This is a genomic window from Pseudomonas sp. S3_A09, assembly GCF_054668065.1.
This window is the reverse complement of record NZ_CP162752.1, coordinates 3,485,195-3,503,475: the sequence shown is the minus strand read 5'-3', so window position 1 is coordinate 3,503,475 and position 18,281 is coordinate 3,485,195. Positions and strand designations below refer to the sequence as shown.

General features: G+C 59.4%; 15 protein-coding genes. 10 read left to right on the top strand and 5 right to left on the bottom strand.

Annotated elements, in window-relative coordinates; translation table 11 throughout:
• Positions 1-46: 46 nt before the first annotated feature.
• A complete protein-coding gene (locus AB4N92_RS16325) occupies positions 47-607 on the bottom strand; it encodes a response regulator transcription factor (protein ID WP_010213178.1) in 561 nt (186 codons plus the stop codon).
• Positions 600-1,862, bottom strand: a complete 1,263-nt coding sequence (locus AB4N92_RS16320; protein ID WP_021491896.1) for an ATP-binding protein — start codon at positions 1,860-1,862, stop codon at positions 600-602. The genes AB4N92_RS16325 and AB4N92_RS16320 overlap by 8 nt, the downstream gene beginning before the upstream one ends.
• A gap of 205 nt (positions 1,863-2,067) precedes the next feature.
• Between AB4N92_RS16320 and AB4N92_RS16315 the strand changes: the two genes are divergently transcribed.
• The 10 genes from AB4N92_RS16315 to AB4N92_RS16270 all read left to right on the top strand — a co-directional run bounded on the left by AB4N92_RS16315 (position 2,068) and on the right by AB4N92_RS16270 (position 15,493).
• The gene (locus AB4N92_RS16315; RefSeq protein WP_010213182.1) at positions 2,068-2,781 is read left to right on the top strand and encodes an SIMPL domain-containing protein; all 714 of its coding nucleotides are present in this window, start codon (positions 2,068-2,070) and stop codon (positions 2,779-2,781) included.
• Positions 2,782-2,871: 90 nt separating this feature from the next.
• Entirely contained in the window at positions 2,872-4,473 is a 1,602-nt protein-coding gene (locus tag AB4N92_RS16310) for an ABC transporter substrate-binding protein (RefSeq protein ID WP_010213185.1), read from the top strand.
• A gap of 258 nt (positions 4,474-4,731) precedes the next feature.
• The gene (locus tag AB4N92_RS16305; RefSeq protein WP_010213186.1) at positions 4,732-6,360 is read left to right on the top strand and encodes an ABC transporter substrate-binding protein; all 1,629 of its coding nucleotides are present in this window, start codon (positions 4,732-4,734) and stop codon (positions 6,358-6,360) included.
• A 331-nt stretch (positions 6,361-6,691) separates the two neighbouring features.
• Complete coding sequence (locus AB4N92_RS16300; protein WP_370737437.1) at positions 6,692-8,269, top strand: ABC transporter substrate-binding protein; 1,578 nt, start codon at positions 6,692-6,694, stop codon at positions 8,267-8,269.
• A 170-nt stretch (positions 8,270-8,439) separates the two neighbouring features.
• Positions 8,440-9,855: an OprD family outer membrane porin gene (locus AB4N92_RS16295; RefSeq protein WP_010213189.1), complete on the top strand. Its 1,416-nt coding sequence runs from the start codon at positions 8,440-8,442 to the stop codon at positions 9,853-9,855.
• An 80-nt stretch (positions 9,856-9,935) separates the two neighbouring features.
• Positions 9,936-11,534 (top strand): ABC transporter substrate-binding protein, encoded by a 1,599-nt coding sequence (locus AB4N92_RS16290; RefSeq protein WP_236266870.1) that lies wholly within the window; start codon positions 9,936-9,938, stop codon positions 11,532-11,534.
• 76 nt (positions 11,535-11,610) lie between these two features.
• Complete coding sequence (locus AB4N92_RS16285) at positions 11,611-12,621, top strand: ABC transporter permease subunit (protein ID WP_003171721.1); 1,011 nt, start codon at positions 11,611-11,613, stop codon at positions 12,619-12,621.
• 10 nt (positions 12,622-12,631) lie between these two features.
• The gene (locus AB4N92_RS16280; protein ID WP_010213191.1) at positions 12,632-13,543 is read left to right on the top strand and encodes an ABC transporter permease subunit; all 912 of its coding nucleotides are present in this window, start codon (positions 12,632-12,634) and stop codon (positions 13,541-13,543) included.
• A 10-nt stretch (positions 13,544-13,553) separates the two neighbouring features.
• Positions 13,554-14,522, top strand: a complete 969-nt coding sequence (locus AB4N92_RS16275) for an ABC transporter ATP-binding protein (RefSeq protein WP_010213192.1) — start codon at positions 13,554-13,556, stop codon at positions 14,520-14,522.
• A complete protein-coding gene (locus AB4N92_RS16270; RefSeq protein ID WP_010213193.1) occupies positions 14,522-15,493 on the top strand; it encodes a peptide ABC transporter ATP-binding protein in 972 nt (323 codons plus the stop codon). Before AB4N92_RS16275 ends, AB4N92_RS16270 begins: the two co-directional genes overlap by 1 nt.
• Positions 15,494-15,606: 113 nt before the next feature.
• On the opposite strand, the gene AB4N92_RS16265 is transcribed toward AB4N92_RS16270, so the two are convergent.
• The 3 genes from AB4N92_RS16265 to AB4N92_RS16255 all read right to left on the bottom strand — a co-directional run bounded on the left by AB4N92_RS16265 (position 15,607) and on the right by AB4N92_RS16255 (position 17,954).
• Complete coding sequence (locus AB4N92_RS16265) at positions 15,607-15,861, bottom strand: hypothetical protein (RefSeq protein WP_106118868.1); 255 nt, start codon at positions 15,859-15,861, stop codon at positions 15,607-15,609.
• A gap of 96 nt (positions 15,862-15,957) precedes the next feature.
• Positions 15,958-16,287, bottom strand: coding sequence for a hypothetical protein (locus AB4N92_RS16260; RefSeq protein ID WP_021491899.1), 330 nt, complete (start codon positions 16,285-16,287; stop codon positions 15,958-15,960).
• A gap of 83 nt (positions 16,288-16,370) precedes the next feature.
• A complete protein-coding gene (locus AB4N92_RS16255; RefSeq protein ID WP_010213196.1) occupies positions 16,371-17,954 on the bottom strand; it encodes a peptide chain release factor 3 in 1,584 nt (527 codons plus the stop codon).
• Positions 17,955-18,281: the final 327 nt, after the last annotated feature.

The following is an 18,281-nucleotide window of genomic DNA, read 5'->3' as shown; positions in this document are numbered from 1 at the left end:
TCCGTGCGGCCTGAAGCAGCTTGTTCAGCTGTTGTTCAGATCAGGCTCAGCGGCGGACCGGGCGCTTCTGCAGCTTGCGCTGCAAGGTACGGCGGTGCATGCCCAGGGCGCGGGCAGTGGCGGAGATGTTGCCTTCGTGCTCGGTCAGCACGCGCTGGATGTGTTCCCACTGCAGGCGGTCCACCGACATCGGGTTTTCCGGCACCAGGGTGTCCAGGTCGGCGTGCTCGGAGAGCAAGGCAGCCAGTACGTCGTCGGCGTCCGCCGGTTTGCACAGGTAGTTGCAGGCGCCGCGCTTGATCGCCTCGACGGCCGTGGCAATGCTGGAGTAACCGGTGAGGATCACCACGCGCATTTCCGGGTCGAGCTCCAGCAGCTTGGGCAGCAGCACCAGGCCGGAGTCGCCGTCCATTTTCAGGTCGAGCGCCGCGTAGTCCGGCAGGTCGGCCTGGGCGATGGTGAAACCCTCCTCGGCAGACCCTGCAGTGCTGACACGGAAACCGCGACGGCTCATGGCGCGCGCCATCACGCGGGTAAAGGTGGCGTCGTCATCTACCAGCAACAGGTGCGGCAGTTCTTCGCCTTCGACTTGGATCTCGTCACTCATCGATATCTCCTCGTGCGACACGGGGCAGGCGCAGCTCGGTGAGCGTGCCACCTTCCTCATGACTATAGAGCTTCACTGAGCCGCCCGCGCGGGTCACGCTGGCCTTGCTCAAAAACAGGCCGAGGCCGAAGCCTTTGCCCTTGGTGGTAAAGAAGGGTTTGCCGATCTGCTCGGCAATGGCCAGCGGCACACCCGCGCCGTGGTCGCGAATGCTGATGGTCACGTCTTCGGCGTCCCAGTCCAATTGCACGCCCAGGCCGTCGGGGCAGGCGTCGGCCGCATTGTTCAGCAGGTTGAGCAGCGCCTGGGTCAGATCCGGTGGCGGCGCCATGCGCGGCACGCTGCCCTGGCCCAGCAGGTGGAAACGGTAACTGGCTTCGGGACGCATCAGGTGCCAGCGGTTCAGGGCTTCGTCGAGCCACAGGGTCACGTCCTGCATCTCCACTGCCAGGCGGCGATTGGCTTCGGCGGCGCGTACCAGTTGCTGCAACGTCTGCTTGCATTGCTTGACCTGTTCGCGCAGCACGCCGAGATCTTCCTGCAGCGCCGGGTCGTGATGGTCCTGGGTCATTTCGTTGAGCAGCACGCTCATGGTGGCCAAAGGTGTGCCCAGTTCATGGGCGGCGCCGGCAGCCTGGGTGGCAACGGCCAGCAACTGCTGGTCGCGCAGGCCTTCTTCACGGCGAATGGCGCGCAATTCTTCCTGGCGGCGCAGTTCTTCGGCCATGCGCGCGGCGAAGAACGTGATCACTGCGGCGGACAGGGCAAAACTCAGCCACATGCCGTAGATCTGCAGGTTTTCCCGGGCAATCGGAAAGGTTTGCAGCGGGTAGAACCGTGCCAGCAGCAAGGTGTAAAGCGTCAAGGCGATGCCCGACAGCACCACCGAGTAGCGCCACGGCAACGTCACCGCGGCGATGGTCAGGGGCACCAGGTAATACGAAACAAACGGATTGGTGGAACCGCCGGAGAAATACAGCAACACACTGTGGATAAACAGGTCGCAGGCCAGTTGCAGGGCGTATTCCAGCTCGGTCACCGGCCAGGTGGTGCGCAACCGGATCGCGGTAAACGCACAGAGCACGGTGGAGAAACCCAGGGTCACACCCAGTTGCAGCCACGGCAGCGGCAGCAAGTCGAACCAATAGGCGAGCCCAACGGAGCCGGCCTGTGCGGCCAGTACCAAGGTACGGATGAACGTCAGGCGCCAGAGGTTCTGGCGAGTGGCGGAAGTCAGTTTTACGGCGGCGAGCATGTGCTCTCCCGGTGAGCGCTGCAGGCGGATCGGCAGGAGTATAAACGAAGCAGGCAAGCTGGCACGGCGCGTGTGGCTCTTTGCCGCAGGCCAGGCAAATGACCGTTCGTCGGCATCCCCACAACTTGTAGCGAATGTGTAAACCCGAAGAACCCGATGTCACCGTCTACAGTCATACCGAACACGACTATCTCAAGGAGCTTCCATGTCTCGTTTCACTCGCAGTGCAGCCGCCCTCACCCTCAGCGTCGGCACTCTGGTCAGCCTGCCAGCACTGGCCGCTGACGCACTGAACTACAACCAGATTTCCCTGCGCGCCGAGGTCAGCCAGGAGGTGGCCCGCGACAAGATGATCGTGACCCTGTACACCGAATCCCAGAACAGCGACCCGGCCAAGCTCGCCGCCGAAATCACCACCACCATGAACAAGGCCCTGGGCCAGGCCCGTGAAGTCAAAGGCGTGACCCTGCGCCAGGGCAGCCGCAACAGCTACCCGATCTACGACAGCAAGAACCAGAAAATCACCGGCTGGCGTGAACGCGCCGAACTGCGCCTGGAAAGCGCAGACTTCCCGGCGCTGTCCAAGCTCACCGGCGAACTGCAGAGCACCCTGAAAATGGACAACATGGAGTTCTCCATCGCCGACGCTACGCGTAAGTCCAGCGAAGATGCGCTGCTCAAAGATGCGGTCGCCGCGTTCAAAGCACGCGCACAATTGGCCACCGATGCGTTGGGTGGCAAGGGTTACAAGATCGTCAACCTGAACTTCAACACCAACGGCTACCCGATGCCCTATGCCCGTGGCGGCATGATGATGAAAGCCGCCATGGCCGATTCGGCACCTACGCCAGAAGTGGAAGCCGGCACCAGCCAAGTCAACATGAGCGCCGATGGCGTGATTGAAGTGCAGATGCCGTGACCCCTACCTGATAAACCTGAACGGCGTTACCCTCGGTAGCGCCGTTTTCGTTTGGGCAGCTTACATATGCCTGCCACTTCAGGGGTCTCCATGGAAAGAATCGCCTTAAAACCGCTCCTCCTCGCTGCCGGCCTGCTGGCCTGCATGCCGCTGGCCCAGGCGGCCAGTACCCTGGTCTACTGTTCCGAAGCCAGCCCCGCCGGTTTCGACCCCAGCCAGTACACCAGCGGCACCGATTTCGATGCGTCCGCCGAAACCGTGTTCAACCGCCTGACCCAGTTCAAGCGCGGCGGCACCGAAGTCGAACCTGGCCTGGCGACAAGCTGGGATATCTCCCAAGACGGCCTGACCTACACCTTCCACCTGCGCGATGGCGTCAAGTTCCACACCACCGATTTCTTCAGCCCTACCCGCGATTTCAACGCGGATGATGTGCTGTTTACCTTCAATCGCCTGCTCGATGCGCAAAGCCCATTTCGCCAGGCCTACCCCTCCGAGTCGCCGTACTTCACCGACATGGGGTTGAACACCACGATCAAGAGCGTCGACAAACTCGATGACCACACCGTGCGGTTCAACCTGAACAACGTCGATGCGTCGTTCGTCCAGAACCTGGCCATGAGCTTCGCCTCGGTGCAGTCCGCCGAGTACGCCGCGCAACTGCTCAAGCAAGGCAAGGCCGAAGAGATCAACCAGAAACCGGTGGGCACCGGGCCGTTCGTGTTCAAGCGCTACCAGAAGGATTCGCAGATCCGTTACGTGGCCAATAAACAGTATTGGAAACCCGAGGACGTGAAGCTCGACAACCTGGTGTTTGCCATCACCCCGGATGCGGCGTCGCGCCTGCAGAAGCTCAAGGCCGGCGAATGCCAGGTCAGCGGTTACCCGCGCCCTGCAGATATCGAGGTGATGAAGCAGGACCCGAACCTGCATGTGCTGCAACAAGCCGGTTTCAACCTGGGTTTCCTGGCCTATAACGTGACCCACCCACCACTTGATCAGCTCAAGGTGCGTCAGGCCCTGGACATGGCCATCGACAAGCCGGCGATCATCAAGGCCGTGTACCAGAGCGCCGGACAATTGGCGCAGAATGCCCTCCCTCCAGCGCAGTGGTCTTATGACCCCACCATCAAGGATGCACCCTATGACCCGACCAAGGCCAAGGCGCTACTAAAAGAAGCAGGGGTTGCACCCGGTACCACCGTCAACCTGTGGGCAATGACCGTACAACGCGCGTCCAACCCGAACGCGCGCATGTCGGCACAAATGATCCAGCAGGATTGGGAAAAGGTCGGCATCAAGGCCAATATCGTCAGTTATGAGTGGGGCGAATACATCAAACGCGCCAAAAATGGCGAGCATGACGCGATGATTTATGGCTGGACCGGCGACAACGGTGACCCGGATAACTGGCTCGGCGTGCTCTACAGTTGTGCTGCGGTCAAGGGCAGCAACTACGCCAAATGGTGTAACCCGGCCTACGACAAACTCGTGCAGCAGGCCAAGGTCAGCAACGACCGCGAACAGCGCATCAAGTGGTATCAACAGGCACAGAAAATCCTTAAGGAACAAGTACCTATAACGCCTATTGCGAACTCGACGGTTTTCCAGCCGCTGCGCAAGGAAGTCAAAGACTTCAAGATCAGCCCCTTTGGGCTGACGCCGTTCTATGGCGTGAGTCTAGATAAGTAACAGCAACGCCCCAACCGAGTGCGCTAGACGCCTCGGTTGGTCATTTTTGGTGCACCTCCTGCACCGAAAAAACCCTCAAAATATGCGCAAATATGTACAAACTTTCATAATTGCGACATTCCTGTACGTTCGTACCACTGTTTCAGCCTCGCGACGGTTCAGCATCTTGCAATGGGTATGGCGCCTGCATAAGTATCCGCAGGCCGACTCACGAGGTCGCCCTCACCACCAAAAATGACAACAAATCATGAGGCCAACATGCTTAAACACGCAGTCATTCCGTTAATTGTTAGCGCTGGCCTTATGGCCGCAGCTCCTTTCGCCCAAGCGGCGACTAACCTGGTGTTCTGCTCCGAAGGGAGCCCGGCCGGTTTCGACCCAGGCCAGTACACCACCGGAACAGACTTCGATGCCTCGGCCGAAACCATGTTCAACCGCCTGACCCAGTTCGAACGCGGCGGTACCGCTGTGATTCCTGGGCTCGCCACCAGCTGGGACGTTTCCCCGGATGGCTTGACCTACACCTTTCACCTGCGTGATGGCGTCAAGTTCCACACCACTTCGTACTTCAAGCCGACCCGTACCTTCAATGCCGATGACGTACTGTTCACGTTCAATCGCATGATCAACAAGGACGATCCGTTCCGCAAAGCCTACCCCACCGAGTTCCCGTACTTCACGGACATGGGGATGGACACCAACATCAAGAACATCGAGAAAGTCGACGAGCACACTGTCAAGTTCACCCTTGGCACCGTGGACGCCGCTTTCATCCAGAACCTGGCAATGAGCTTCGCCTCGATCCAGTCGGCTGAATACGCCGCTCAACTGCTCAAGGAAGGCAAGCCTGCGGACATCAACCAGAAGCCGATCGGCACTGGCCCGTTCGTGTTCAAGAGCTACCAGAAAGACTCGAACATCCGTTACACCGGCAACAAGGACTACTGGAAACCTGAAGACGTGAAGATCGACAACCTGATCTTCGCTATCACCACCGACCCGTCGGTGCGTATCCAGAAACTCAAGAAAAACGAATGCCAGATCACCCTGTTCCCACGTCCGGCCGACCTCAAGGCGCTGGGCGATGACAAGGACCTGAAACTGCCGCACCAGGCCGGTTTCAACCTGGGCTACATCGCTTACAACGTCATGGACAAGGTCAAGGGCAGCGACCAGCCAAACCCACTGGCCGACCTGCGCGTACGCCAGGCGCTGGACATGTCGGTGAACAAGCAGCAGATCATCGACTCCGTCTACCAGGGCGCCGGCCAGCTGGCTGTCAACGCCATGCCACCGACCCAATGGTCGTACGACACCACCATCAAGGATGCCAAGTACGACCCTGAGAAAGCCAAGTCGCTGCTCAAGGAAGCGGGCATCAAGGAAGGTACCGAAATCGTTCTGTGGGCCATGCCGGTTCAGCGTCCGTACAACCCGAACGCCAAGCTGATGGCTGAAATGCTGCAGAACGACTGGAAGAAGATCGGTCTCAACGTGAAGATCACCAGCTACGAGTGGGGCGAGTACATCAAGCGCTCCAAAGGTGGCGAGAACCAGGCCATGATCATTGGTTGGAGCGGTGACAATGGTGACCCGGACAACTGGCTGAACGTGCTGTTCGGCTGCGACTCGCTGTCCGGTAACAACTTCTCCAAATGGTGCGACAAGAAATTCGACGGCATCGTGAAAGAAGCCAAGGCTACGTCGGACGTCGCCAAACGCACCGAGCTGTATAAGCAGGCGCAACATATCCTCAAAGATGCTGTCCCGATGACACCTATCGCGCACTCGACGGTGTATCAACCCATGCGTTCCACCGTGCAGGACTTCAAGATCAGCCCGTTTGGCTTGAACTCCTTCTACGGCGTGAGCGTCAGCGGCAAGTAAGGATCATTGACGGCGACGTTTCTTAACGTCGCCGTTATTGCATCCGCCTGGACCGTAGGAAACAGACCACGCTCGCAATCGTTGCGTCCTACAGCAACGAATTGCGATGCGTGACGCCGTTGCCTACAAGGTCAATCCGATTTGGTGCATTTACTGCCAGCTCCGCGACCCATAACGTCGTAGGACAGCAGAGTCTCCAAATGCGGAAAGGCACTTGCTGCGTATGGGATCAGCGATGTCACCTTGGCCGAACGCCCGGGTGGTTGCTCGCTGATGACAACTACAAACAAGGATCGGGATCGTCATGCGCCATACCACCGTTCTATCCGCAATGTTTGCCACCAGCCTGCTGGCTGTGGCCACGATGGGCCACGCCGCCGACAAGCGGAGCCTGGTGTTCTGCTCGGAAGGCAGCCCGGCAGGCTTTGATACTGCGCAATACACCACCGCCACCGACAACGACGCGGCCGAGCCGCTGTACAACCGCCTGGTTGAGTTTGAAAAGGGCGAGACCGGTGTCGTACCTGCGTTGGCAACCAAGTGGGATATTTCGCCAGATGGCATGACCTATACTTTTCACCTGCGTGAAGGGGTGAAATTCCACAGCAACAAGGAATTCAAGCCGACGCGGGACTTCAACGCCGACGACGTGCTGTTTACCTTCAACCGCATGCTTGACCCCGACCATCCGTTTCGCAAGGCCTACCCCACCGAGTTCCCCTACTTCAACGGGATGAGCCTGAACAAGAACATTGCCAAGGTCGAAAAAACCGACCCGCACACCGTGGTGATGACCCTGAATACGGTCGACGCCGCGTTCATCCAAAACATCGCCATGAGTTTCGCCGCGATCCTGTCGGCTGAATATGCCGAGCAATTGCTCAAGGCCGGCAAGCCCAGCGACATCAACCAGAAGCCGATCGGCACTGGCCCCTTTGTGTTCCAGCGGTATCAGAAAGACTCGCAGATCCGCTATGTGGCCAACAAACAGTACTGGGACCCGAGCCGGGTCAAGCTGGACCAACTGATCTTCGCCATCAACACCGACGCTTCGGTGCGGGTGCAGAAACTCAAGGCCGGCGAATGCCAGGTCACCCTGCATCCGCGCCCAGCTGATGTCGACGCCCTCAAGGCCGACCCGAACCTGAAACTGCTGACCAAGCCCGGCTTCAACCTCGGCTACATTGCCTACAACGTGCGCCACAAGCCGTTCGACCAGCTCGAAGTGCGCCAGGCGCTGGACATGGCGGTGAACAAGCAGAGCATCCTCAACGCCGTGTACCAGGGCGCGGGGCAATTGGCGGTCAACGCCATGCCACCGACGCAGTGGTCCTACGACGACAGCATCAAGGACGCCGCCTACAACCCGGAAAAAGCCAAGGAACTGCTCAAGGCTGCCGGGGTGAAGGAAGGTACCGAGATCACCCTGTGGGCGATGCCGGTGCAACGTCCGTACAACCCCAACGCCAAGCTGATGGCCGAGATGCTGCAAAGCGACTGGGCCAAGATCGGCCTCAAGGTCAAGATTGTCAGCTACGAATGGGGCGAGTACATCAAGCGCACCAAGAACGGTGAGCACGATGTCAGCCTGATCGGCTGGACCGGTGACAACGGTGACCCGGACAACTGGCTGGGCACTCTCTACAGCTGCGACGCCATCGGCGGGAACAACTACTCCATGTGGTGCGACCCGGCGTACGACAAGCTGATCAAGCAAGCCAAGGTCGTGACCGACCGCGAACAAAGGACTGTTCTGTACAAACAGGCGCAGCAACTGCTCAAGCAGCAGGTGCCCATCACGCCAGTCGCCCACTCGACGGTCAACCAGCCGTTAAGCGCCAAAGTCGAAGGTTTCAAAGTGAGCCCCTTCGGCCGCAACGTGTTCTCGGGCGTCAGTATCACCCCATAAGAAAATAACCGGATTGCGCAGGGCGGGCCCCGCCTTGCTGCAAACGCGCGGCCTTTTGTTGGGATTTTTCCTACGCCAAACGTTTGCACGAGCTTGAACGAGTTACACACCCAATAGCCGGATCACCAAAAAAGACCGGCATTAAAAAGAGAACCAAAGGAGCTTCATTCATGAAACTGAGCAGCAAAGCGCTTCTGGCCCTGGCCATCAGCAGCATCACGGCTACCGCCTACGCTGAAACCACCAGCCAGGACTTCGTTCCGACCACTTTGGCCGGCACCAGCGCCCAAAGTGAGGCCAAAGGCTTTATCGACGGTCAAAGCCTGGGCGGTACCACGCGTAACTGGTACTCCAACGAAATGAAATTTCGTGGTCAGAAATTCGGTTACTACAAAAATGCCGCCGATAAAGCCGCAGATGTAAAAACCAACGTTTCCCGCCGTTACAACTGGGCCCAAGGCACCATCCTCAACTACTCCTCGGGCTTCACCCAGGGCACCGTTGGCGTGGCCACCGAAGTGGCGGCCTATAACTACATCGCGTTGATCGATGATCAAAAAGATATCGCTGGCGGCTCCAACCGCACCCTGGCCCACACTTACGGTGACGCCGTAGGCCAATGGAGCAAACTGGGCCTGGCCAACGTCAAGTTCCGTGTTTCGAACACGACCTTGACCGCCGGTCGCCAGAACTTCAGCAGCGGCATCATGGACACCATCGGCAACCGTGCGCTGCCTTCGAGCTTTGAAGGTGTGAGCTTCAACAGCGAAGAATTCAGCAACCTGTCGTTCCAAGGTGGCGTGTTTGACCGCGTTTCGCCACGTACCGAACAAAGCCTGTCGAAATTCCGCAGTGAGTACAGCAGCAGCGGCGTTGAGACCGACAAGGTCTACACCCTGGGCTTCAACTACCAGCCGCTGAAAAGCCTGAAAACCAGCGTCTTCGCCGCTAACGTCAAAGACTTCTGGAACCAGTACTACTTCGGCGCTACCCATGAACTGGGTGACAGCCAGGTACTGAGCCTGACCACAGGCCTGAACTACTACAAGACCGTCGACGAAGGCAAAAAGTTGATGGGCGAAATCGACAACGATACCTACTCGCTGTCGCTCGGCCTGACTCACCAAGCTCATAGCCTGACCTTCTCGTACCAGGAAGTGAACGGTAACGAGTACTTCGACTACCTGCACGAAACCAACGGCATCTACCTGGCCAACTCCCTGACCTCTGACTTCAACGGTCCAAACGAGAAGTCCTTCCAGGTTGCCTACGCCATCAACATGGCCGAATACGGCGTTCCAGGCCTGAAGTTCAACATCTACTCGGCACGCGGCTGGGGCATTGACGGGACTCACTACCGTGGCGACAACGGCGTGAAAGACTTCGCCTACAACGGCATCCAGGCCCAGAACGGCGAACACCACCAGGAATACGGCATTGGTTCTTCCTATGCGATCCAGAGCGGTCCTCTGAAAGCGACTACTGTTCGCGCCACCTACGTGACGCACCGCGCCAGCGAAAACCAGTCTGACGGCAACCTGCGCGAATTCCGCCTGGTTACTACCATCCCATTCAACATTCTTTAATTAGCGCCAGGTAGACGGCGGGCTCAGGACGAGCCCGCCGTCTACGCTTGTCTGGTCCCATCGATTGCAGAGGGCTCTGAATGAAAATGCTCCCGCTACAAGCCGCTATGGCTGCCGCGCTGTTGAGCGTGGCGATCGGCGTTTCGGCCAAACCACTGGTGGTCTGCACCGAAGCCAGCCCGGAAGGTTTTGACCCGGTCTTGTACACCACGGCCGTGACCGCTGACGCCGCGGCTGAAACCATGTTCAACCGCCTGGTGGACTTCAAGCCCGGCACTACCGAAGTGGTTCCCGCGCTGGCCAAAGACTTGCCCGAGATCAGCGCCGATGGCCTGACCTACACTTTTCACCTGCGTGACGATATCAAGTTCCACACCACCGATTACTTCAAACCCACGCGCAACATGAACGCCGACGACGTGCTTTGGAGTTTCCAGCGTCAGCTGGACCCGAATCACCCGTGGCATAAAAAGTCCCTCGTGGGTTACCCGTACTTCGAAAGCATGGGCTTCAAGGAACTGCTCAAGAGCGTAGAAAAGACTGACGATCACACCGTCGTCTTTACCCTGACCCGTCCTGAAGCACCGTTCCTGGCCGACCTGGGCATGGCATTCTCTTCAATCCATTCGAAGGAATACGCCGACCAGTTGCTCAAATCCGGCAAGACCGAAGACCTCAACGCCAAGCCCATCGGCACGGGCCCGTTCGTCTTCACCCGCTACCAGAAAGACGCCCAGGCGCGGTTCAAGGCCAACCCCGACTACTTCCGTGGCAAACCGGCAGTCGACCCGTTGATCCTGGCGATCAGCACCGATAACAACGTGCGCCTGCAGAAGCTCAAGGCCAACGAATGTCAGATCGCGTTGTTTCCCAAGCCCGATGACATTCCAAGCATCAAGAAAGACCCGAACCTGAAAGTCGACGAACTGGCGGCGATGACCACCAGCTACACCGCGTTGAACACCACGCACAAATACATGAGCGATGCGCGGGTCCGTCACGCGATCAACATTGCGTTCGACAAGGCCGGCTATACCGAAGCCCTGTTCGGCAAAGGCAATGCGGTGGTGGGCACCGGCCCTTATCCGCCGACCTTGCTGGGTTTCAACGAAAAACTGAAGAACCCGCCCCGCGATCTGGACAAAGCCCGCGCGCTGCTCAAGGAAGCCGGCGTACCGGAAGGCACCGAGTTCACCCTGTTCACCCGCAACGGCGGCGGCCCGACCAACCCTAACCCTATGCTCGGCGCACAGCGCATGCAGGCGGACCTGGCGCAGATCGGCCTGAAGGTGAATATCAAAGTCATGGAATGGGGCGAAATGCTCAAGCGTGCTAAAAACGGCGAGCACGACATGGTTTCGGCTGGTTGGGTGGGTGATAACGGCGACCCGGACAATTTCCTGACCCCGAACCTGAGTTGCGATGCAGCGAAAAACGGCGAAAACTACGCCCGCTGGTGTAACAAAGAGTTTCAAGACTTGATCGACAAAGCTCGCGCCATCGCTGAACCCGCCCAGCGCGCTGCACTCTATGAACAAGCACAGGAAGTTTTCGATAAGGACCAACCATGGCTTCCCATGGCTTACCCGAAACTGTTCACCGCCATGCGCAAGAACGTAGAAGGCTTCACCCAAAGCCCTCTGGGTACAAATAACTTCGCCACCACCCAGGTGAAGTAAATAAGAAAAACGCTCGGCGCCGTCGCTATTGACGGCGCCGGACCTGCCTAACCGGCTGATTGAGGTACACGACAAGATGTTTAGTTTTATTGCCCGCCGACTGGGGTTATTGATCCCCACGTTTTTCGGCATAACGTTGCTCACGTTTGCGTTGATTCGCATGATCCCTGGCGACCCCGTCGAAGTCATGATGGGCGAGCGGCGCGTCGACCCCGAGATGCACGCACAGGCAATGGAACGCCTTGGTCTTAACAAGCCGCTGTATGCGCAATACCTGGATTACGTCGGCAAACTGGCCCAGGGTGACCTTGGCGAATCGCTGCGTACCCGCACCAGCGTGTGGACTGAATTCACCGCCCTCTTCCCGGCGACCCTGGAACTGTCCATGGCCGCCCTGTTGTTCGCCGGTATCCTGGGCCTGTTGGCCGGGGTGATCGCGGCGCTTAAACGAGGATCCCTGTTCGACCATGGGGTGATGGGCATCTCCCTCGCGGGATACTCGATGCCGATCTTCTGGTGGGGCCTGATCCTGATCATGTTCTTCTCGGTCAGCCTGGGCTGGACCCCGGTGTCCGGGCGTATCGACCTGCTTTACGACATCGAGCCGCGCACCGGCTTCATGCTGATCGACACCCTGCTGGCTGACGAGCCGGACGCGTTCTGGGATGCCCTGCACCACCTGATCCTGCCGGCCATCGTGCTCGGTACCATTCCGCTGGCGGTGATCGCACGGATGACCCGTTCGTCGATGCTCGAAGTGCTGCGCGAAGACTACATCCGCACCGCCAAGGCCAAAGGCCTGTCGCCGGCGCGCGTGGTGTTCGTGCACGGCCTGCGTAACGCACTGATCCCGGTATTGACCGTGGTCGGCCTGCAAGTCGGCACGCTGTTAGCCGGTGCGGTATTGACCGAAACCATCTTCTCCTGGCCCGGCATCGGCAAATGGCTGATCGAAGCCATTGGCGCGCGGGACTACCCGGTGGTGCAGAACGGCATCCTGTTGATCGCCTGCCTGGTGATCCTGGTGAACTTCGTGGTGGATATCCTCTACGGCTTCGCCAACCCACGCATCCGTCACCAGCGCTGAGATCATGACCATGACCACACCTACTCCAGTGTCAGCAGTCGATCAAAGCCTGCTGTACCCGTCTCCGTACAAAGAATTCTGGCAAGCCTTTTCCAAGAACAAAGGCGCGGTTGCCGGCCTGCTGTTCATGTTGCTGATCGTGTTCTGCGCGATCTTTGCCCCGTGGGTTGCACCACATAACCCGAGCGAGCAATACCGCGACTTCCTGCTGACCCCGCCAGCCTGGCTGGAAGGTGGGCAGATGCAATTCCTGCTGGGCACCGACGAACTGGGCCGTGATTTGCTCTCGCGCCTGATCCAGGGCTCGCGCCTGTCCTTGCTGATCGGTTTGTCGTCGGTGGTGATGTCGCTGATCCCGGGGATCCTGCTGGGTCTGTTCGCCGGGTTCTTCCCGCGCTTGCTCGGCCCGACCATCATGCGCCTGATGGACATCATGCTGGCCCTGCCGTCGCTGCTGCTGGCTGTAGCCATTGTCGCGATCCTCGGCCCTGGCCTGATCAACACCGTGATCGCCATCGCGATCGTGTCGTTGCCGTCCTATGTTCGCCTGACCCGCGCTGCGGTAATGGGCGAGCTGAACCGTGACTACGTGACCGCCGCCCGCCTCGCCGGCGCCGGCCTGCCACGTCTGATGTTCATCACCGTGCTGCCCAACTGCATGGCGCCGCTGATCGTTCAGGCCACCTTGAGCTTTTCCTCGGCGATCCTCGATGCCGCGGCTCTGGGCTTCCTTGGCCTTGGTGTACAACCGCCAACCCCGGAGTGGGGCACCATGCTGGCTTCGGCCCGTGACTACATCGAACGCGCCTGGTGGGTGGTGAGCCTGCCTGGTTTGACCATTTTGCTCAGCGTGCTGGCAATCAACTTGATGGGCGACGGCCTGCGCGATGCGCTGGACCCGAAACTCAAGAACGCCGCCTGAGGAGATTCCCATGTCACTGTTAGAAATCAAGAATCTCAACGTCCGCTTCGGCGACAAGACCGCCGTGCCGGTGGTCGATGGCCTCGACATCTCCGTCGACAAAGGTGAAGTACTGGCGATCGTTGGTGAGTCGGGTTCGGGTAAATCCGTGACCATGATGGCGCTGATGGGCCTGATCGAACACCCCGGCATCGTCACCGCCGACGCGCTGAACTTCGACGGCAAGGACATGCTCAAGCTGAGCAACCGCCAGCGCCGTCAGATCGTCGGCAAAGACCTGGCGATGGTATTCCAGGACCCGATGACTGCACTGAACCCCAGCTACACCGTGGGTTTCCAGATTGAAGAAGTGCTGCGCCTGCACCTGAAAATGTCCGGCAAACAAGCGCGCAAGCGTGCCATCGAGTTGTTGGAAAAAGTCGAAATTCCAGGCGCTGCCAGCCGTATGGATGCCTACCCGCATCAACTGTCCGGCGGTATGAGCCAGCGTGTCGCAATCGCCATGGCGATTGCCGGCGAGCCGAAACTGCTGATTGCGGATGAGCCGACGACTGCACTGGACGTGACCATCCAGGCGCAGATCATGGAACTGCTGCTGGCCCTGCAGAAAGAACAGAACATGGGCCTGGTGCTGATCACCCACGACCTCGCGGTCGTGGCGGAAACCGCCCAGCGCGTGTGCGTGATGTACGCCGGCCAAGCCGTGGAAGTCGGCCAGGTACCGCAACTGTTCGACATTCCAGCGCACCCTTACAGCGAAGCGCTGCTCAAGGCGATCCCGGAGCACAGCCTCGGCGCCACGCGCCTGGCCACGCTGCCCGGTATCGTACCCGGCCGCTATGACCGTCCGCAGGGCTGCCTGCTGTCGCCGCGTTGCCCTTACGTGCAGGAAAACTGCCGTACCCAGCGTCCCGACCTTGACCCGAAAACCAACAGCCTCGCGCGCTGCTTCTACCCCTTGAACCAGGAGGTGGCGTAATGGCCGTCGTTCTTACCGCCCGCGACCTTACCCGTCACTACGAAGTGTCCCGTGGCCTGTTCAAGGGCCACGCCACGGTGCGTGCCCTCAATGGCGTGTCCTTCGAGCTCGAAGCCGGCAAGACCCTTGCGGTTGTAGGCGAGTCGGGTTGCGGCAAATCCACCCTGGCCCGCGCGCTCACATTGATTGAAGAGCCGTCTTCCGGGTCCCTGAAAATCGCCGGACAAGAAGTCGCGGGCGCCGACAAGGCCCAGCGCAAGCAACTGCGCAAAGACGTGCAGATGGTGTTCCAGAGCCCGTACGCCTCGCTGAACCCACGGCAGAAAGTCGGTGATCAACTGGCCGAGCCGCTGCTGATCAACACCAACCTGTCTGCCGCCGAACGCCGCGAGAAGGTACAGGCAATGATGAAGCAAGTGGGCCTGCGCCCTGAGCATTATCAGCGCTACCCGCACATGTTCTCCGGCGGCCAGCGCCAACGGATCGCCCTGGCCCGCGCCATGATGCTGCAACCGAAAGTGCTGGTGGCGGATGAACCGACTTCCGCGCTGGACGTGTCGATCCAGGCCCAGGTGCTCAACCTGTTCATGGACCTGCAGCAGGAATTCAACACCGCCTACGTGTTCATTTCCCACAACCTGGCAGTGGTGCAACACGTTGCCGACGACGTGATGGTGATGTACCTCGGTCGCCCAGTGGAGGTCGGTCCCAAGGAAGACATCTACGCACGCCCGCTGCACCCGTATACGCAGGCGCTGCTGTCGGCGACCCCGACCATCCATCCAGACCCGAACAAGCCGAAGATCAAAATCGTCGGCGAGCTGCCCAACCCGCTGAACCCGCCGCCCGGCTGCGCCTTCCACAAGCGCTGCCCGTATGCGACCGCGCGATGCAGCACCGAGGAGCCGCAACTGCGGCCGTTGGATAACCGTCAGGTGGCTTGCCACTACGCGGAGCAGTTCGTCGCGTGACATCGCAACAAAAATGCCCTGGGTGATCAGCCCAAGGCATTGCAAGTGTTCTACAGCCCTTCCCATCAGGTTGCGCATCAGCCGGGTGGGAGGGGCTTTCTTTTGGGCGATGCCTACGTCTGGCTGTCGCCCTCATCGTCCGGATCATCACTGTCCGGTTCGTCGGTGGTGGGATCATCATCGCCCTCACTGCCACCCTGGTCCTTGTCGCCAGGCTCCGCCTCAGACTTCGCCAATTGCAGATCCTGGCGATGCCCAGAAGACCCAACACTGCTCTGCAGCGGGTTATGCGCCCAGGCCGACGACATCCCCAACGACAACAGCACCAGCACCTTTATCAACAGCACGACTCGTTGAAAAATACTCATGGTTGATTCCGTCCAGTCAGTAGGTAGATCCCACGCGACAGCCGTTTACCGCCGCCATCGTTGACGCTAGTCGCGATGCCGGGATTGCGCCAGGTATCAGGTTTCGCCGTCGTCGTAGGTTTCACTGTCCTCGCCATCGTTGTAGGGATTTTCCTGATCTTCCTTCGGGGCGGGCTGGGCTTGCGGTTTCCAGCTGCCGGAGTTGACCTCTTGCTGCTTTTTCTTGGTGACAGGGCCGGTGTCTTTCCATTGGGGCGTTCCAGCGCCCGCCAGCGCCCAATTGCCGGCCAGCCCCAGAGCCGCCAGCAACATCAGCTGAACGGCACGTTGAGTTATACGCAAGGTCGCCTCCTGATCCGTCGGTGAGTGGGTGAAGTAGTTGAATACGCTAGACCCGATGCGGGCTTCTTGCCAATCGATCGCCATGCGCAGATCAAAATGTGGTGTTCAGCGCCCACAAAAAAGGGCGAAGCCATGACAGCCTCGCCCTTTTATAAACCGCTCAGAACTTAATGGTGCTCACGGGTTGCGCGGAATTTCACATCTGGCCAGCGCTCTTCCATCAGCGCCAGGTTGACTCGGGTCGGGGCCAGGTAGGTCAGGTGACCACCGCCATCCACCGCCAGGTTTTCCACGGCCTTGTTGGAGAACTCTTCCAACTTCTTCTTATCGCTGCAATCGATCCAGCGCGCGGAGTACACAGTGATCGGCTCATACGAGCACTCAACCTTGTATTCCTCTTTCAGGCGGCTGGCGACCACATCGAACTGCAGCACGCCGACGGCGCCGAGGATGATGTCGTTGCTGCGCTCGGGGAAGAACACCTGGGTGGCGCCCTCTTCCGCCAATTGCTGCAAGCCTTGGCGCAGTTGCTTGGATTTCAGCGGGTCACGCAGGCGGACGCGGCGGAACAGTTCCGGGGCGAAGTGCGGGATACCGGTGAACCCCAGCGCTTCGCCTTCGGTGAAGGTGTCGCCGATCTGGATGGTGCCGTGGTTGTGCAGGCCGATAATGTCGCCCGCGTAGGCTTCCTCGAGCTGTTCACGCTCGGAGGAGAAGAACGTCAGGGCGTCGCCGATGCGTACGTCCTTGCCGGTGCGCACGTGGCGCATCTTCATGCCTTTTTCGTATTTACCGGAGCAGATGCGCATGAAGGCAATACGGTCGCGGTGTTTAGGGTCCATGTTCGCCTGGATCTTGAACACGAATCCGGTGAACTTCTCTTCGACCGGCTCTACGGTGCGTTCGTTGGCGACACGTGCCAACGGGCGCGGGGCCCAATCCACTACAGCGTCGAGCACATGGTCGACACCGAAGTTGCCTAGGGCGGTACCGAAGAACACCGGGGTCAACTGGCCGTCGAGGAATTCCTGCTGGTTGAACTCATGGCAGGCGCCCTGCACCAGTTCCAGCTGGTCGACAAAGCGGTCGTACTCGTCACCCAGGTGGGCGCGGGCTTCGTCGGAGTCGAGTTTCTCGATGATCTTGGTTTCGGTGCGCTCGTGACCATGGCCGGCGGTGTAGACAATGATGTAGTCGTCGGCCAGGTGGTAAACGCCCTTGAAGTCGCGGTAGCAACCGATCGGCCAGGTGATCGGTGCGGCCTTGATCTTCAGGACGGCTTCGATTTCATCGAGCAGCTCGATCGGGTCGCGGATGTCGCGGTCGAGTTTGTTGATGAAGCTGACGATCGGCGTGTCACGCAGACGGCACACGTCCATCAGCGCGATGGTGCGCGGCTCGACGCCCTTACCGCCGTCGAGGACCATCAGTGCCGAGTCCACCGCAGTCAGGGTGCGGTAGGTGTCTTCGGAGAAGTCTTCGTGGCCCGGGGTGTCGAGCAGGTTGACCATGTGGTCGCGATACGGGAACTGCATGACCGACGTGGTAATGGAAATACCCCGTTGTTTTTCCATTTCCATCCAGTCAGAGGTGGCATGGCGGTCGGATTTGCGGGATTTCACCGTGCCGGCCACCGCGATTGCCTTGCCCATCAGCAACAGCTTCTCGGTGATGGTGGTTTTACCGGCATCGGGGTGGGAAATAATGGCGAAAGTGCGGCGTTTCGCGACTTCGGCGGCCTGGTGGGTCATGGGAAATCGCCTGGCAGGTGAGTCAAAAAAGGGCGGCGAGTATAGCGCAAACCCAGGCAGCCAGACCACCGTTCAGCCCATTGGGGGTGGCTAAATGCTGCCAAGTGTGGAACCTTTTAAAAGGTAGAGACGTCCACTCCCCTGCTACCGCACTCGGAACAGGGGCTGATAAATCAGCAAGTTAGCCTGACGAGGCTGCGCTCATGGCTCGATCGCATACCGCGTTGCCGGTATCGGCGAGCTGCATTTCGCGACCACATTCAGAGGCAGCCAGGCATGGCATGCCACGAAGGAATGTGTTCGCCGACAGAAGAAAAAAGGAGTCCG

Bases quoted from the DNA above. Each gene is read 5' to 3' on its own strand.
- AB4N92_RS16325 (WP_010213178.1), bottom strand. From the start codon at position 607: ATGAGTGACGAGATCCAAGTCGAAGGCGAAGAACTGCCGCACCTGTTG.
- AB4N92_RS16320 (WP_021491896.1), bottom strand. From the start codon at position 1,862: ATGCTCGCCGCCGTAAAACTGACTTCCGCCACTCGCCAGAACCTCTGG.
- AB4N92_RS16315 (WP_010213182.1), top strand. From the start codon at position 2,068: ATGTCTCGTTTCACTCGCAGTGCAGCCGCCCTCACCCTCAGCGTCGGC.
- AB4N92_RS16310 (WP_010213185.1), top strand. From the start codon at position 2,872: ATGGAAAGAATCGCCTTAAAACCGCTCCTCCTCGCTGCCGGCCTGCTG.
- AB4N92_RS16305 (WP_010213186.1), top strand. From the start codon at position 4,732: ATGCTTAAACACGCAGTCATTCCGTTAATTGTTAGCGCTGGCCTTATG.
- AB4N92_RS16300 (WP_370737437.1), top strand. From the start codon at position 6,692: ATGTTTGCCACCAGCCTGCTGGCTGTGGCCACGATGGGCCACGCCGCC.
- AB4N92_RS16295 (WP_010213189.1), top strand. From the start codon at position 8,440: ATGAAACTGAGCAGCAAAGCGCTTCTGGCCCTGGCCATCAGCAGCATC.
- AB4N92_RS16290 (WP_236266870.1), top strand. From the start codon at position 9,936: ATGAAAATGCTCCCGCTACAAGCCGCTATGGCTGCCGCGCTGTTGAGC.
- AB4N92_RS16285 (WP_003171721.1), top strand. From the start codon at position 11,611: ATGTTTAGTTTTATTGCCCGCCGACTGGGGTTATTGATCCCCACGTTT.
- AB4N92_RS16280 (WP_010213191.1), top strand. From the start codon at position 12,632: ATGACCACACCTACTCCAGTGTCAGCAGTCGATCAAAGCCTGCTGTAC.
- AB4N92_RS16275 (WP_010213192.1), top strand. From the start codon at position 13,554: ATGTCACTGTTAGAAATCAAGAATCTCAACGTCCGCTTCGGCGACAAG.
- AB4N92_RS16270 (WP_010213193.1), top strand. From the start codon at position 14,522: ATGGCCGTCGTTCTTACCGCCCGCGACCTTACCCGTCACTACGAAGTG.
- AB4N92_RS16265 (WP_106118868.1), bottom strand. From the start codon at position 15,861: ATGAGTATTTTTCAACGAGTCGTGCTGTTGATAAAGGTGCTGGTGCTG.
- AB4N92_RS16260 (WP_021491899.1), bottom strand. From the start codon at position 16,287: ATGGCGATCGATTGGCAAGAAGCCCGCATCGGGTCTAGCGTATTCAAC.
- AB4N92_RS16255 (WP_010213196.1), bottom strand. From the start codon at position 17,954: ATGACCCACCAGGCCGCCGAAGTCGCGAAACGCCGCACTTTCGCCATT.